Source organism: Streptomyces sp. GS7, from assembly GCF_009834125.1.
Taxonomy (GTDB): domain Bacteria; phylum Actinomycetota; class Actinomycetes; order Streptomycetales; family Streptomycetaceae; genus Streptomyces.
In genome coordinates, this window is sequence record NZ_CP047146.1 from 1655573 (window position 1) to 1669883 (window position 14311).

A 14311-nucleotide genomic window follows, 5' to 3' on the forward strand; every position below is an offset into this window, starting at 1 on the left:
GCTCGGCCCATGATGGCGCCGACACCCCACCACCCCGTTCCGGATCCGTACGACCCCGCCACCCCGCCCGCCGCCCCCGTGGGCGCGGCCGAACTCGCGTCCGCGATCACCGACCAGCTCAGCAGCCGGCTCGGCACCGTCCGCCTGCACGGCTACCGGCGCCCCACCGGGACCCGCCCCGCGTCCGAGGCCGCCGCGCCCACCCTCGTGGCCGTGGCCCACGGCAGCCGCCACCCCCAGGCCGCCCCCACCGTCCGGGCCCTCCTCGCCCGCGTCCGCGCCCTCCGCCCCGGCCTGCCCGTACGCCTCGGCCACATCGAACTGGACCGGCCGCTGCTCGCCGACACCCTCGCCGGGCTGCGCGGCGAGGTCGTTCTCGTGCCGCTGCTCCTGGCCCGCGGCCACCACGTCACCCACGACCTGCCGGCCGCACTCGCCGCCGCCGACCACCTCACCGGCCGGATCGCCGCACCCCTGGGCCCGCACCCCCTCCTCGCCGAGGCGCTGCACGGCCGCCTCCTCGAAGCCGGCCTGCCCGCCCGCCCCCGGGCCCGCAGCGCGGTCGTCCTGGCCGCCGCCGGTTCCCGCGCACCCCGCTCCGCCGAGGACACCGCCCGCACCGCCGAGCTGCTCTCCGCCCGCCTCGGCGGCCTCCCCGTCCTCCCCGCCTTCGCCTCCGCCGCCGCCCCCACCGTCCCCGAGGCGATACGGACGCTCACCGCCCGCGGCCACGACCCCCGCCGGATAGCCGTCGCCGCCTGCTTCACCGCCCCCGGCCGGTTCGCCGACCAGTGCGCGGCGGCCGCCCCCGGGCCCGCCGCCGCCCCCCTGGGCGACCACACCGCGCTGGCCCGGCTCGTCCTGCACCGCTACGACCAGGCGCTCAGCGCGCGTACCGGATCCGGCACCGAGGGCATCAGGGCGGCTACCGTCGCTGTATGACGGGCACATCACCGGCCACCCCGCCGCCCCCGGAAGCGGGCCCGGCTCCGCACACGACACCGCACTCGGCAACACCCGGCTACACCGCGGCCGACACCGAACGCTGGGTCCCCGAACCGGACAAACGCCCCGGGCGCACCGCCTTCCAGCGCGACCGGGCCCGGGTCCTGCACTCCGCCGCGCTGCGCCGGCTCGCCGGCAAGACCCAGGTCGTCACCCCGGGCACCCACACCCACGCCTGGGACGCCAGCCCCCGCACCCGGCTGACGCACTCCCTGGAGTGCGCCCAGGTCGGCCGCGAACTGGGCGCCGCCCTCGGCTGCGACCCGGACCTGGTCGAGACCGCCTGCCTGGCGCACGACCTCGGCCACCCGCCCTTCGGCCACAACGGCGAACAGGCCCTGAACGAGGTCGCCGCGCCCTGCGGCGGCTTCGAGGGCAACGCCCAGTCGCTGCGGCTGCTGGCCCGCCTGGAGCCCAAGCGGTTCGTGCCCGCCGCGGACGGCCACCCGGTCAGCGTCGGCCTCAACCTCACCCGCGCCGCCCTCGACGCCGCCACCAAGTACCCCTGGCCGCGCGGCGGGCACCCCGAAGGACCCGACTCCCCGAAGTTCGGCGTCTACGAGGACGACCTGCCGGTCTACGCATGGTTCCGCGCGGGCGCCCCGCCCGCCGCGCGCAGCTTCGAGGCGCAGGTCATGGACTGGTCCGACGACGTCGCGTACTCGGTGCACGACGTCGAGGACGGGCTGCACGCCGGGCACCTCGACCCCAACGTGCTGCTCGCCGACGCCGAACGCGCCGAGATCTTCGCGGTGGCCGCCGAGCGCTACGCCCCCGGCGCCGGCGAGGCGGAACTGGCCGCCGCCCTGGACCGCCTCCTCGACCAGGAGTGGTGGCCGCACGGCTACGACGGCACGGCGCTCGCCCAGGCCCGCCTCAAGGACGCCACCAGCCAGCTGATCGGCCGGTTCTGCCAGGCCGCCGAGGGCGCGACCCGCGAGCGATGGGGGTACCCCCGGAGCCGTCCGGGCTCTGGGGGAGGAACCGGGCGGCTCACCCGCTACGCGGCGGAGCTGGTGGTTCCGGCCGAAACCCGGCTGGAATGCGCCGTTCTCAAAGCGGTCGCCGACCGGTACGTCATACAGCGTCCCGACCAGGAAGCCCTCCGTGCCGACCAGCGCGTGGTCATCGCCGAACTCGCCGAGGCACTGCTGGCCCGCGCCCCGGACGGCCTTGATCCGCAGTTCCGTTCGCTGTTCGCCGCGGCGGCCGACGACACCGCCCGGATGCGCGCCGTCATCGACCAGATCGCCGCCCTCACGGACGCCTCCGCGCGCTCTCTTCACGCCCGCCTCACGCGTCCCCCTGGTAACGGTTGGGGCAACCCAGGGTGACCCTAGGGGGGCAGCCCCTCTTCCCCCCTCACGCTCCGTGCGGGACGCTCGTCCACGACGATTCGCACGGGGCAGCGCACACGCACGAACGGAACAACGGGGGCACGCACCACAGGGAGCACCAACGGGGGGCACCAACGGGGGCGTTTACGGACGCGGACGCGGACGTACGGCACCGCAACGAGGAGGAAGCAAGTGGTCGACGCACACCAGACGTTCGTCATCGTCGGGGGTGGCCTGGCCGGAGCGAAGGCCGCGGAGACTCTCCGCACAGAGGGGTTCACCGGCCGCGTGATCCTCATCTGCGACGAGCGCGACCACCCCTACGAGCGGCCCCCGCTCTCCAAGGGGTACCTGCTCGGCAAGGACGAGCGGGACAGCGTGTTCATCCATGAACCCGCCTTCTACGCACAGGCCGACATCGAACTCCACCTGGGCCAGCCCGCCGTCCACCTGGACCCCGCGGCCAAGACCGTACGCCTGGGCGACGGCACCCTCATCGCCTACGACAAACTGCTGCTGGCCACCGGCGCCGAACCGCGCCGCCTCGACATCCCCGGCACCGGACTCGCCGGCGTGCACCACCTGCGGCGCCTCGCGCACGCCGAACGGCTGCGCGGCGTACTGGCCTCCCTGGGCCGCGACAACGGCCACCTGGTCATCGCCGGCGCCGGCTGGATCGGCCTCGAAGTCGCCGCCGCCGCCCGCTCCTACGGCGCCGAGGTCACCATCGTCGCGCCCCATCCGACCCCGCTGCACGGCATCCTCGGGCCCGAACTCGGCGCGCTCTTCGCCGACCTGCACCGCGACCACGGCGTCCGCTTCCACTTCGGCGCCCGCCTCACCGAAATCGTCGGCCACGACGGCATGGTGCTGGCCGTCCGCACCGACGACGGCGAGGAACACCCCGCCCACGACGTGCTCGCCGCCATCGGCGCCGCCCCGCGCACCGCCCTCGCCGAACAGGCCGGCCTCGACGTCGTCGACCGCGCCGACGGCGGCGGCATCGCCGTCGACGCCGCGCTGCGCACCTCCGACCCGTACATCTACGCCGCCGGCGACGTCGCCGCCGCCGACCACCCGCTGCTCGACACCCGGCTGCGCGTCGAGCACTGGGCCAACGCCCTCAACGGCGGCCCCGCCGCGGCCCGCGCCATGCTCGGCCAGGACGTCAGCTACGACCGCATCCCGTACTTCTTCTCCGACCAGTACGACGTCGGCATGGAGTACTCCGGCTACGCCCCGCCCGGCTCGTACGACCAGGTCGTGTGCCGCGGCGACGTCGGCAAGCGGGAGTTCATCGCCTTCTGGCTCAGCGAGGGACGCCTGCTGGCCGGCATGAACGTCAACGTGTGGGACGTCACCGGCACCGTCCAGCAACTGATCCGCTCCGGCGCCGAGTTGGACCCCGACAAGCTGCAGGACCCGTCCGTTCCCCTGGAGTCGCTCCTCCCGTAGCGCGCCGGGCCGCCCCATGGGCCCACGTGGCCCGTATGCCCGTGGGCCCGCCGGCGGCGCCCGTCCCGGCGGACGCGGCACCGGCGCCCCGGCCGTCGCCCCCGACGACGTCCGGGACGCCGCCCGGCGGCCGGCGGGCGTGACGCACCCCACACCCGCGCCGCGCTCCCGCACCCCGTGCCCCCGCGCCCCGGCGCCCCTGGCGCCGGGGGCGCCCCGGCCCCCCACCCGGCCCGCCCGGCGCTGTCCGACCTCCACCGTAGAATTCACGCGTGGCAGGCAGGATCAACGATGACGATGTGAAGGCGGTGCGGGACGCGGTCCCGATCGACGCCGTCGTGTCCGAGTACCTCCAGCTCCGCAACGCCGGCGGCGGCAATCTCAAGGGCCTGTGCCCCTTCCACGATGAGAAGTCCCCGTCGTTCCACGTGAGCCCGGCCAAGGGGCTCTACCACTGCTTCGGCTGCCAGGAGGGCGGCGACACCGTCGACTTCGTCATGAAGATCGACCACCTCTCCTTCGCCGAGACCATCGAGCGCCTCGCCTCCCAGGCCGGAATCACCCTCCGATACGAGGAGGGCGGCTACACCCCCGGCCGCCAGCAGGGCGAGCGCACCCGCCTCGTGGAGGCCCACAAGGCCGCCGCCCAGTTCTACGGGGAGCAGCTGGACTCCCCCGAAGCCGAGATCGCCCGGAAGTTCCTCGCCGAGCGCGGCTTCGACCAGGCCGCCGCCCAGCACTTCGGCGTCGGTTACAGCCCCGCCGGCTGGGACCACCTCACCCGCTTCCTGCGCGGGCGCGGCTTCAGCGACCAGGAGCTGGTCCTCTCCGGCATCTCCCAGGAGGGCCGCCGCGGCCCCATCGACCGCTTCCGCGGCCGTCTGATGTGGCCCATCCGCGACATCGCCGGCGAGGTCGTCGGCTTCGGCGCCCGCAAGCTCCGCGAGGACGACAACGGCCCGAAGTACCTGAACACCCCCGAGACCCCGATCTACCGCAAGTCCCAGGTCCTGTACGGCATCGACCTCGCCAAGAAGGAGATCGCCAAGACCAGCCGCGCGGTGGTCGTCGAGGGCTACACCGACGTCATGGCCTGCCATCTGGCCGGGATCACCACCGCCATCGCCACCTGCGGCACCGCCTTCGGCGAGGGCCACATCAAGATCCTCCGCCGCCTGCTGATGGACAACTCCGGCTCCGAGGTCGTCTTCACCTTCGACGGCGACGCCGCCGGCCAGAAGGCCGCCCTGCGCGCCTTCGAGGACGACCAGAAGTTCGCCGCCGAGACCTCCATCGCGATCACCCCCGGCGGCATGGACCCCTGCGACCTGCGGCTCGCCAAGGGCGACCAGGCGGTCGCCGACCTCGTCGAGTCCCGCACCCCGCTCTTCGAGTTCGCGCTGCGCCACGTCGTCTCCCGGCACAACCTGGACACCACCGTGGGCCGGGCCGCCGCGCTGGACGAGGCGGCCCCCATCGTGGCCAACATCAAGAACAGCTCCATCCAGCACGAATCCGCCGTCCAGCTGGCCGGCATGCTCGGCATCCTGGACACCCAGTTCGTCGTCCGCCGGGTCGGCCAGCTCGCCCGCTGGGCCCGCGAGCGCGGGCGCGACGGCGGCCCCGGCCAGGGCCGCCCGCAGCGCCCCGGCACGGCCCCGGCCGCCGCCCCGCAGCGCCCCGCGCCCGGCACCGGCGGCCCCGCCCTCAACCTCCGCAGCCCCGCCCACCGCGTCGAGCGGGAACTGCTCAAGCTCGCCCTACAGCGCCCCGACCTGGTCTCCCCGGCCTTCGACGCCTACGGCGCCGACGAGTTCACCGCGCCGCCGTACGCCGTGGTCCGCCAGTGCATCGAGGACGCCGGCGGAGCCTCGGCCGGCGCCGCCGACAGCGGCTATGTCCCCCGCGTCCGCGAGGCGGCGCCCGACGACACCGTCCGCGCCATGGTCACCGAGCTGGCCGTGGAGCCGCTGCACACCCGCCGCGAGCCCGACGAGGCGTACGCCGGCGTCCAGTTGGTCGCCGTCCGCCTCGCCGCGGTCAACCAGCGGGTCACCGAGATCCGCGGCACCCTCCAGCGCCTGGGCCCGCGCGCCGACCCCGAGCACCTGGCCGCCGTCCAGAACGAGCTGTGGGTCCTCCAGCAGTACGGCCAGGCCCTCCGCGAGCGCGGCTACGGAGCCCTGTAGCACCGCCTCCCGGGCCACCCCCAGCACCTCCCGGTAGCCATCCGGTCACGGACCGGACTCAAAAAGTGCCCGCACGCCCCTCGTGGCGGGAGTGTGTCGTACTCCACACTGAGGAACGGTGCCTGAGTCCTCGGAGCGCGGCACACCCGGTCGTACGCACCCCGGTACGGGCCGCGAGTACGCCGCGCAGCCGTTCGTGACGTACGGGACGGACGGCGGCTCGGCCGCGACCGTTCCCGGGCTTTCTGCCGCCCCAGACGCGATCACCCTGGAGGTCGCCCCCGTGCAGACCCAGACCCTCCCCGACGCACCGCCCGCCGGCACACCGGCCGCCCCCGCCCTCGCCGACCTGCCGACCGGGCAGGTCACGGTCCCGCAGCAGCCCGAACCCCCCGCCGCCGAGATGGTCCTGGAGGAGATCACCCCCGAGCCGCCGCCCCGCCCCGGGACCGTCAGCCCGTCCTCCGACCTGTTCCGCCAGTACCTCCGCGAGATCGGCCGGATCCCGCTGCTCACCGCCGCCGAGGAGGTCGAGCTCGCCCGCCGCGTCGAGGCCGGCCTGTTCGCCGAGGAGAAGCTCACCGGCACCCCCGACCTGGACTCCCAACTCGCCTACGACCTCGACAAGTTGGTGGTCCTGGGCCGGATGGCCAAGCGCCGCCTCATCGAGGCCAACCTGCGCCTCGTGGTCTCCGTCGCCAAGCGCTACGTCGGCCGCGGGCTGACCATGCTCGACCTCGTCCAGGAGGGAAACCTCGGACTGATCCGCGCCGTCGAGAAGTTCGACTACGCCCGCGGCTACAAGTTCTCCACCTACGCGACCTGGTGGATCCGCCAGGCCATGTCCCGCGCCCTCGCCGACCAGGCCCGCACCATCCGCGTCCCCGTCCATGTCGTCGAGCTGATCAACCGCGTCGTACGGGTCCAGCGCCGGATGCTCCAGGAGCACGGCTGCGAACCGACCCCCGAGGAGGTCGCGGCCAGCCTCGACCTCACCGAGGAACGCGTCAGCGAGGTGCTGCGGCTCGCCCAGGAACCGGTCTCCCTGCACGCCCCCGTGGGCGAGGAGGAGGACGTCGCCCTCGGCGACCTCATCGAGGACGGCGACGCCGCCTCCCCCGTCGAGTCCGCCGCGTTCCTGCTGCTTCGCGAGCACCTCGACGCGGTCCTCTCCACCCTCGGCGAACGCGAGCGCAAGGTCGTCCAGCTCCGCTACGGCCTGGCCGACGGCCGTCCCCGCACCCTGGAGGAGATCGGCCGGATCTTCGGCGTCACCCGCGAGCGGATACGGCAGATCGAGTCCAAGACCCTCAACAAACTCCGCGACCACGCCTTCGCCGACCAGCTCCGCGGCTATCTCGACTGAGCCGCGGAGTGCCCGTGCGGCGGCGCGGCCCGGTCAGCCCTCCCGCTGGAACGCCCCCGGGTGGGCCTCGTCGCGCACCGCCGCGTACTGCTGGCGTACCGCCTGCCAGACCGGCAGCTCCTCGCCCGGCTCGAAGACCTGGCTCGCCGCCGCCGGCCACTGCGGAGGCTCCGGGTACCCCGATCCGCCGTCCCCACCGGCGGCCGGGGTGCCCGTACGGTGCGCCGCGTTCCACGCCCAGGCCGCCTGCCGGGCCGCACCCAGCGCCGCGTAGTCGGCCGGCTGCGGCACCACGACCTGCGCCCCGAACAGCCCGGGCGCCGCCGTCTGCACCGCGCCCAGCTCGGCCGCCGCGCCCAGCAGGAACACCCGGTGCACCGCCACGCCCCGACCGCGCAGCACGTCCAGCGCGTCCGCGAGCCCGCACAGCATGCCCTCCACGGCCGCCCGCGCCAGGTGCTCCGGCTTCATGCTCTCCCGGCGCATCCCGTGCAACGACCCTGCGGTGTGCGGCAGATGAGGCGTCCGCTCGCCCTCCAGATAAGGCAGCAGCACCATCCCGTACGCGCCGGGCGACGACTTCAGCGCCAGGTCGGACAGCCCCGCCAGATCCGTGCCGAGCAGCTCCGCCGCACCGCGCAGTACCCGCACCGCGTTGGTGGTGTGCACCACCGGCAGATGCCGCCCCGTCGCGTCCGCGAACGAGGTGATCGTCCCGGACGGATCGACCAGCGCCTCGTGGTGGATGCCGAAGACCGACCCCGAGGCGCCCAGCGACACCACCGCGTCGCCCGCGCCGACCCCCAGCCCGAAGGCCGCGGCCATCGTCTCGCCGGTACCGGCCGAGATCAGCAGCCCCTCCGGCGTGAAACCGGCCGTGCCCGACGGGCCCAGCACCTCCGGAAGCCGCACCTGATGCCCCAGCGCCAACTCCACCAGGTCCGGCCGGTACGTGCCGGTCGCCGCCGACCAGAAACCGGTCGCCGAGGCCCCGCCCCGGTCCGTGGTCCGCCGCGCCGGCCGGCCCAGCAGCTGCCAGGCCAGCCAGTCGTGCGGCTGCATGACCTCCGCGATCCGGGCCGCGTTCGCCGGCTCGGCACGCGCCAGCCAGCGCAGCTTGGTCACCGGGTGCGCCGCCTGCGGCACCGACCCGACGGCCTGCGCCCACGCGGACCGGCCGCCCAGCGAATCCACCAGGTCCGCCGCCGCGCCCTGCGCCCGCTTGTCGTTGCCCACCAGCGCCGGCCGGACGAGGTTCCCGTCGGCGTCCAGCGGCACCAGCCCGTGCTGCTGCGCGGAGACACCGATGGCCTGCACGCCCTCCAGCAGCCCGTTCCCCGCGGCCTCGCCGAGTGACATCAGCCACGCCTGAGGATCGACATCAGGCCCCTTCTCGACGGGGTGCGGTGCGTACCCCTGCCTGACGACGGCACCCGTGTCCGCATCGCAGACCACGATCCGTGTGCTCTCGGACGAACTGTCCAACCCGGCGACTATCCCCATGGCCCCAGATGATGCCCCATGGATCGCATGGGGAGAGAGTCAGGGTTTGCCCGGCAGGGCCCGGGCGCGTGCGGAGCCTCAGGTGTTGCTGGTGCCCCAGTCGTCCTCGTCGTTCGCGCGCTGCTCGCGCAGCGACCGCACCCGCTCGGCGACCGGCGCGGGCAGCCGCCCCTCGACCTTCGCGGAAACCGTCCCGAACACCCTGGTCGCGGTCTGCCGCCCGGTCAGCGCGGCGGACTCGGCGGTGTTGCGGACCGCGGGGTTCCGCGCGATCCGCTGCGCGCCCTTCCGCAGCTGCTCGTACCGCTCCCGGCCGGCCCGGGTCCCGAGCACATATCCCACCGCCAGTCCCGCGATGAACGTGAGCCGGTAGCGCATCGCTCCACCTTTCCCATGCCGCTCGATCCGCGTCCGGTGCCGGGCGGCAGCGGACCACCGGGCTGCGCACCTGCCCTCCGGCGCCGGAGATCACCTGCGGCGACCTGAGGCCATACCGATTGGCGGAGCACCCCCCTGCTTGCGCTAATGTATGTGTCGCAGCGAGCGCCCGCCGTCCGGAAGCCCGGACAGCGATGCATTCGAGGCACACAGAGCAATCCCCTGTAGCTCAATTGGCAGAGCAGCCGGCTGTTAACCGGCAGGTTACTGGTTCGAGTCCAGTCGGGGGAGCTCGGTCCCCTGTAGCTCAATTGGCAGAGCATTCGGCTGTTAACCGGAGGGTTACTGGTTCGAGTCCAGTCGGGGGAGCAGAAAGAACGAGGACCCCGGAAGGGGTCCTTTTTCTTGTGCCCGGGAACCGAACGACCGGTGATCGAAGTCCTTTTGGGCAGGCAAGGTCGCCCGACGGCAGCCCGCACGGGCAGCAGATCGTATGAGCGGCTATGCTGCGGCAGACGGCGCGCACAAATGTGCGCGACGCGCCGTGAGGGGGCGGTAGCTCAGCCGGTTAGAGCAGCGGACTCATAATCCGTCGGCCGTGGGTTCGAGTCCCACCCGCCCCACCGCAGCCTGGTAGCGCAGAAACGATCAGACCCGGTGAGAACACGGCAGGAAGGGCCCTCGCGGACACGCGAGGGCCCTTTTCCATGCGGCTTCACGGGGCTTCGTGCGGCTTCACGGGGGCTCTTCCTGCGGTCGTGGTGCCGCGTCCGGTTCGGCGGCGCGGTCTCCCGGTCCGCGGGTGGTGGGATCCGGGCGGTGTGCGCCATGGCGGGCGCTGCTCTGCCGCGGGTGGGTGCCGGAGGAACGGGACCGGCTGCCGTACGGCGGTGCGGGGAGGGGGCGTACAGCGGGCCGGCCGGGCACGGGCACGGGCGGGACGCGGATCCGCGGCGCCGGGTGCGGTGGCCGGAGGCGCTGGTGCGGACCGGCCGAGGACGCCGCGCGCCGGCACGCGCCGCACCGCGCCGGGATCCGGCCGGCGGGGTGCCGGCGCGCGGGTCCGGGCCGCGGCGCTGCTGCCCGAGCGCCGCCCCGGGGTCACCTCGGAGCACACCGCGCTGCTGGCGGCGTACGCGGAGAGCGCTGTGGGGCACAGCGGGCTGCTGCTGGGGGAGCGGAGTCAGGGGGCGGGTGCGGGCCTGCGGACGTCGTGGGTGATCCAGACGCAGGGTTCCCAGTACGCGCCCCGGTCGCGGGCGTGGTCGATGTGGAGGGTGTCCAGGCCGCCAGGGAAGACGTAGGTGCCGTCGTCGGGGAAGGCCATGCCGGTCCAGGTCTCCCATTCGGCGACCGTGCCGGTGATGCGGGAGGACTGCGCCACCGCGGCGGCGATGGTGCCGCCCTGGCGTACCTGGGTGCGGATCCATGGGTCGAAGGGGGCGCCGTCGGGGCGGGTCCAGGACGCGTAGCGCTCGATGGGGACGAGGGGATAGCGGTCCTTCCAGGTGGGGCGGACCGGGACGACGACGTGGGAGAGGCCGGCGGCGCGGGCCATGTCGGCCATGTGCCCGAGGAGGCGGGTGGAGTGGCCCCTGCCCTGGTGGGCGCGCGGGATCTCGATGCCCAGGGCGCACAGGGCGTCCGGTGCGGCCCCCGCGTCGTGGTCGCGGAACGCCGCCTCGATGGACGCGTCGAGGCCGGTGCCGAGGCCCTCGGGAGTGCCGTCCCAGGTGCGCGGAAGGGTGCGGCCGGCGCCCAGGACGGTGTCGGTGTCCGGGTCGTGGAGGAGGAACTGGTGGTCGGCGAAGTCGCTGAAGAGGCGGTCCCAGAAGCCGGCGTTGATATCGCCGTGGAGGTTGTATTCGGGGACGATACCGGCGAATTCGTCGCTGACGCGGTCCCAGAGTTCGGGGCGTTCGGAGTGGTGCACGAAGGCGGGGGTCATGCGGCGCTCGTTTCGGGCTTCTCGGCGGCCCAGATGACGACCAGGGGGATTCCCTCCCAGGCGGCGCGGGCGGCGTCGGCGATGGACTCCTCGTAACCGCCCGGTGCCAGCCGCCCGTTGAAGACCGGTTCGTGGCATTCCCGTACGGTCAGCCCGGCGTCGGCGAAGGCGGAGAGATAACTGCTGTGGAGATGGCGGTGGTTGCGGACGAATGCCAGCCGGTCGTTGTCGTGGACGAAAATGCACTGGCCCTGGAGCGTGGTGACGAACGGATGCAGGTCGGAGACGATGACCCGGCCGCCGGGGCGGACCACCCGGGCCAGTTCGCCGATACCGGAGGAAAGGTCCGGGAGATGGGTCAGGGCGAGGGAGCAGACGGCGAGGTCGACGCTGTCGTCATCCAGCGGGAGTTTTTCCAGATGGCCCTCGCGGAATTCCGCGCCGGGTGCTTTCCGGTGGGCGTGCGCGAGCATTTCGGGTGACTGGTCGACGCCGATGGTGCGGTAGCCGCGGGCGGCCAGGGCGGCGGTCTGGCGGCCGGTGCCGCAGGCCGCGTCCAGGGCGGTGCCGGCCGGGCCGCGGTCCAGCAGGCCGTGCAGAATCGGCTCCTCGACCTCCAGGTAGGCGCTCGGCAGCGAGTCGTAGCGGCTGGACCAGGACGCGTAGCCGTCCGCGGCGTCGAGTTCGCTGACCGGCTTACGGCGGTCCGGGCGGGTGGCGGCGCTGTCGTCGGCGTAGCTGCGGATCTCGGCCAGGCGCGCCGCGATGAATTCCTCGTCGGCGTCCATCGCATGCCGTAGCAGGGCCAGTCCCTCAATGCCCAGTACCAGTTCCCTTACCCGGAATTCACTGCCCATTTTCTGCCTCCGTTGGCCGGAATTTTCGTTGTTGCGGACCGGTGCCGCACCTAGCATGGCGCGGGTGATCGAGGGATATATGGATCGTGAGAGTGTGATAGCCGGACGGCGTCTCGGATTTCATGTGTCGACGGATGCCGGGGAATTCCGGGTCCGTTTCTACCGGCTGGGACGGGAACTCGCCTTCATGGCGGAGACCGGCCCGTATCCGGGTGTCCCGGCCGCCGCGCCGCCGCATCCGGACGGCGTCCGGGAGCATGCCTCGCCGGCCGTGGACTGGGACTGGCCGCCGTACGACCACCGCATCCCCGACGACTGGCCGCCGGGGATCTATCTCGCCCACTTCGTCGAGGAGGAGGGGAGGGGAGAGGGGGAGGAGAGGCGCGCCCGGGACGTTGCGCTGTTGGACGACACGGGGATCGCCGGTTTCGGCCGGGAGTTCTTCGTGGTCCGGCCGCGGCATCCCGGCGCGGGCGGGGCCCGCATCCTCTACAAGAAGTCGACCTACACCCGACACGCCTACAACCGCGCGGACCGCGCGGACGTCCAGCGGGCCGCCAGCCTCTACGACCACCCCGTCTATCAGGAGGGCGGCGCCGACCGGCCCCGCGGCCATCAGCTCAGCCTGCACCGGCCCGGCGGCGTCGACGACCTCGCCTACTGGGACGCGCCGTTCATCGCCTGGCTGGAACGCAGCGGTTACGAGGTCGAGTACTGCACCGACCTCGACCTCCACGAGGACCCGGGGCTGCTCGCCCCGTACCGGCTGCTGCTGAGCGTCGGGCACGACGAGTACTGGAGCGCGGCGATGCGCGCCCAGGTCGCGGAGTTCGTGCGCGGGGGCGGCAACGTGGCGTTCCTCAGCGCCAACACCTGCTGGTGGCGGGTGCATCCGGTGGACGGCAACAGCGCGTTCGTCTCCGACACCGACCACCACGTGGGCACCGAGTACCCGCATCTCCCGGCGACCGACCTGTGGTGGCCGGCGCCGCCGGACGGGGTCGGGGAGCCGGAGAACGCGCTCACCGGCGTCAGCTTCCGCAACGGCGGGATGTGGCCGGGGGACTGGCCCGGCGACCGGCCCCGCGAGGGGTACCGGGTCCAGCACGCCGACCACTGGGTCTACGAGGGCACCGGCCTGCGGGACGGCACGGACGGCGGCGCCCAGGACGCCCTGGGCGCCGGGACCGCGCTGATCGGCTACGAGTGCGACGGCGCGGCCTTCGCGACGGACGCGGACGGGGTGGCCCGCGCCACCGGGGCGGACGGCACTCCCGAGTCCTTCCTCATCCTGGGGATCTACCTCCTGGATCCGGTGCACGACGACTTTCACCACCTGAGATGGGGGCACTGGAACTGCCCGGAGCGCGAGGCGGCGATCACCTCCCCGCGCGCCGCCACGATGGGGCTCTACACCGCCGGGGGCACGGTGTTCACGGCCGGAACCACCGACTGGCCGGTGGTCTGCGGCCGCGAACTGGACCCCGGGGTCGTCCGGGTGACCCGGAACGTACTGAACCGGCTGGCCGGCCCGGCTACAGCAGACCGCTGAGCGCGGCCAGCGAGGAGATCCGCACGGCCCCGTCCGGCAGCGGCGGGGCCACCCCCTCGACGACGCGGTCGGCCCGCCACAGATGCGCGGCCCGCATCCCGCAGGCCAGCGGGCCCGCGACGTCCGGCTCCCACATGTCCCCGACGAACAGCGCCTGCCCGGCGGGCACTTGGCACCGTTCCAGCACCGCCCGGTAGATCAGCGGGTGCGGTTTGCGGGCGCCGGCGCGGGCCGAGGTGACCGCGGTGTCCACCAGCCCGGCCAGGCCGACGTCCTCGATGGCGCGGTCCAGGTCCCAGTACCAGTTGGAGCAGACCGCCACGCGCACGCCCCGGGCGCGCAGCTCCGCCAGCGTGTCCACGACGTCGTCGAAGAGCGCCAGCCGGAGGTCCTTCATCGCCCGGTCGAGTTCCACGGCGAGTTCGCCGGCCACCGGCTCCGGGACGCCGCAGTCCCGCGCCCGGCGCCGCAGCCGGTCCACCTCCCAGGCGCGGTAGGCCTGTTCGCTGACGGAGTGGGCGGTGTGCTCCTCGCCGTCCCGGGGCCCGACCGCCCACTGGTCGCCCCACCTTTCGGCGGCCTCGGTCAGGCCCCGGCGTGCGAACAGCGACCGGTGGCTGGGCGGCAGCGGTTCGACCAGCCGCACCAGGGTGCCGTAGAAGTCGAGGATCACGGCCCGGATGCCGCCCCGGGCGGTGTCCCCGCGGTCGTCCGGCACCGG

General features: G+C 73.7%; 11 protein-coding genes and 3 tRNA genes. 9 read left to right on the plus strand and 5 right to left on the minus strand.

The window, feature by feature from the left end; translation table 11 throughout:
* The first annotated feature begins 9 nt into the window (after window positions 1–9).
* The 5 genes from GR130_RS06965 (at window position 10) to GR130_RS06985 (ending at window position 7352) form a co-directional block, all read left to right on the plus strand.
* Window positions 10–942, plus strand: coding sequence for a sirohydrochlorin chelatase (locus GR130_RS06965; protein WP_236572877.1), 933 nt, complete (start codon window positions 10–12; stop codon window positions 940–942).
* Entirely contained in the window at window positions 939–2339 is a 1401-nt protein-coding gene (locus GR130_RS06970) for a deoxyguanosinetriphosphate triphosphohydrolase (RefSeq protein WP_159503893.1), read from the plus strand. The genes GR130_RS06965 and GR130_RS06970 overlap by 4 nt, the downstream gene beginning before the upstream one ends.
* A 195-nt stretch (window positions 2340–2534) precedes the next feature.
* Complete coding sequence (locus GR130_RS06975) at window positions 2535–3797, plus strand: NAD(P)/FAD-dependent oxidoreductase (protein ID WP_159503894.1); 1263 nt, start codon at window positions 2535–2537, stop codon at window positions 3795–3797.
* 272 nt (window positions 3798–4069) lie between these two features.
* On the plus strand, window positions 4070–5986 hold the full coding sequence (gene dnaG / locus GR130_RS06980; RefSeq protein ID WP_159503895.1) for a DNA primase: 1917 nt from the start codon (window positions 4070–4072) through the stop codon (window positions 5984–5986).
* A 118-nt stretch (window positions 5987–6104) separates the two neighbouring features.
* Window positions 6105–7352: an RNA polymerase sigma factor gene (locus tag GR130_RS06985; RefSeq protein WP_159503896.1), complete on the plus strand. Its 1248-nt coding sequence runs from the start codon at window positions 6105–6107 to the stop codon at window positions 7350–7352.
* Between the two features lie 33 nt (window positions 7353–7385).
* On the opposite strand, the gene GR130_RS06990 is transcribed toward GR130_RS06985, so the two are convergent.
* Window positions 7386–8855, minus strand: coding sequence for an FGGY family carbohydrate kinase (locus tag GR130_RS06990; protein WP_159503897.1), 1470 nt, complete (start codon window positions 8853–8855; stop codon window positions 7386–7388).
* Between the two features lie 78 nt (window positions 8856–8933).
* On the minus strand, window positions 8934–9233 hold the full coding sequence (locus GR130_RS06995) for a YtxH domain-containing protein (RefSeq protein WP_159503898.1): 300 nt from the start codon (window positions 9231–9233) through the stop codon (window positions 8934–8936).
* 218 nt (window positions 9234–9451) lie between these two features.
* Here GR130_RS06995 and GR130_RS07000 point away from each other — a divergent pair.
* The 3 genes from GR130_RS07000 to GR130_RS07010 all read left to right on the plus strand — a co-directional run bounded on the left by GR130_RS07000 (window position 9452) and on the right by GR130_RS07010 (window position 9856).
* Window positions 9452–9524 (plus strand) — tRNA-Asn (locus tag GR130_RS07000).
* A gap of 5 nt (window positions 9525–9529) precedes the next feature.
* Window positions 9530–9602 (plus strand) — tRNA-Asn (locus GR130_RS07005).
* Window positions 9603–9782: 180 nt separating this feature from the next.
* Window positions 9783–9856 (plus strand) — tRNA-Ile (locus GR130_RS07010).
* 560 nt (window positions 9857–10416) lie between these two features.
* On the opposite strand, the gene GR130_RS07015 is transcribed toward GR130_RS07010, so the two are convergent.
* Both GR130_RS07015 and GR130_RS07020 read right to left on the minus strand, forming a co-directional pair.
* Entirely contained in the window at window positions 10417–11181 is a 765-nt protein-coding gene (locus GR130_RS07015) for an N-acetyltransferase (protein ID WP_159503899.1), read from the minus strand.
* Window positions 11178–12038: a class I SAM-dependent methyltransferase gene (locus GR130_RS07020; RefSeq protein ID WP_159503900.1), complete on the minus strand. Its 861-nt coding sequence runs from the start codon at window positions 12036–12038 to the stop codon at window positions 11178–11180. The genes GR130_RS07015 and GR130_RS07020 overlap by 4 nt, the downstream gene beginning before the upstream one ends.
* 124 nt (window positions 12039–12162) lie before the next feature.
* Between GR130_RS07020 and GR130_RS07025 the strand changes: the two genes are divergently transcribed.
* Window positions 12163–13590 (plus strand): N,N-dimethylformamidase beta subunit family domain-containing protein, encoded by a 1428-nt coding sequence (locus GR130_RS07025; RefSeq protein WP_159503901.1) that lies wholly within the window; start codon window positions 12163–12165, stop codon window positions 13588–13590.
* Here the strand turns inward: GR130_RS07025 and GR130_RS07030 are convergent.
* A complete protein-coding gene (locus tag GR130_RS07030; RefSeq protein WP_159503902.1) occupies window positions 13574–14308 on the minus strand; it encodes an HAD family hydrolase in 735 nt (244 codons plus the stop codon). The genes GR130_RS07025 and GR130_RS07030 overlap by 17 nt on opposite strands.
* Window positions 14309–14311: the final 3 nt, after the last annotated feature.

What these genes read in the sequence shown, in the direction of transcription:
- GR130_RS07015 (WP_159503899.1), bottom strand. Translation starts at nt 11,181, where the DNA reads ATGACCCCCGCCTTCGTGCACCACTCCGAACGCCCCGAACTCTGGGAC.
- GR130_RS07020 (WP_159503900.1), bottom strand. Translation starts at nt 12,038, where the DNA reads ATGGGCAGTGAATTCCGGGTAAGGGAACTGGTACTGGGCATTGAGGGA.
- GR130_RS06965 (WP_236572877.1), top strand. Translation starts at nt 10, where the DNA reads ATGATGGCGCCGACACCCCACCACCCCGTTCCGGATCCGTACGACCCC.
- GR130_RS06995 (WP_159503898.1), bottom strand. Translation starts at nt 9,233, where the DNA reads ATGCGCTACCGGCTCACGTTCATCGCGGGACTGGCGGTGGGATATGTG.
- GR130_RS06970 (WP_159503893.1), top strand. Translation starts at nt 939, where the DNA reads ATGACGGGCACATCACCGGCCACCCCGCCGCCCCCGGAAGCGGGCCCG.
- GR130_RS06990 (WP_159503897.1), bottom strand. Translation starts at nt 8,855, where the DNA reads ATGGGGATAGTCGCCGGGTTGGACAGTTCGTCCGAGAGCACACGGATC.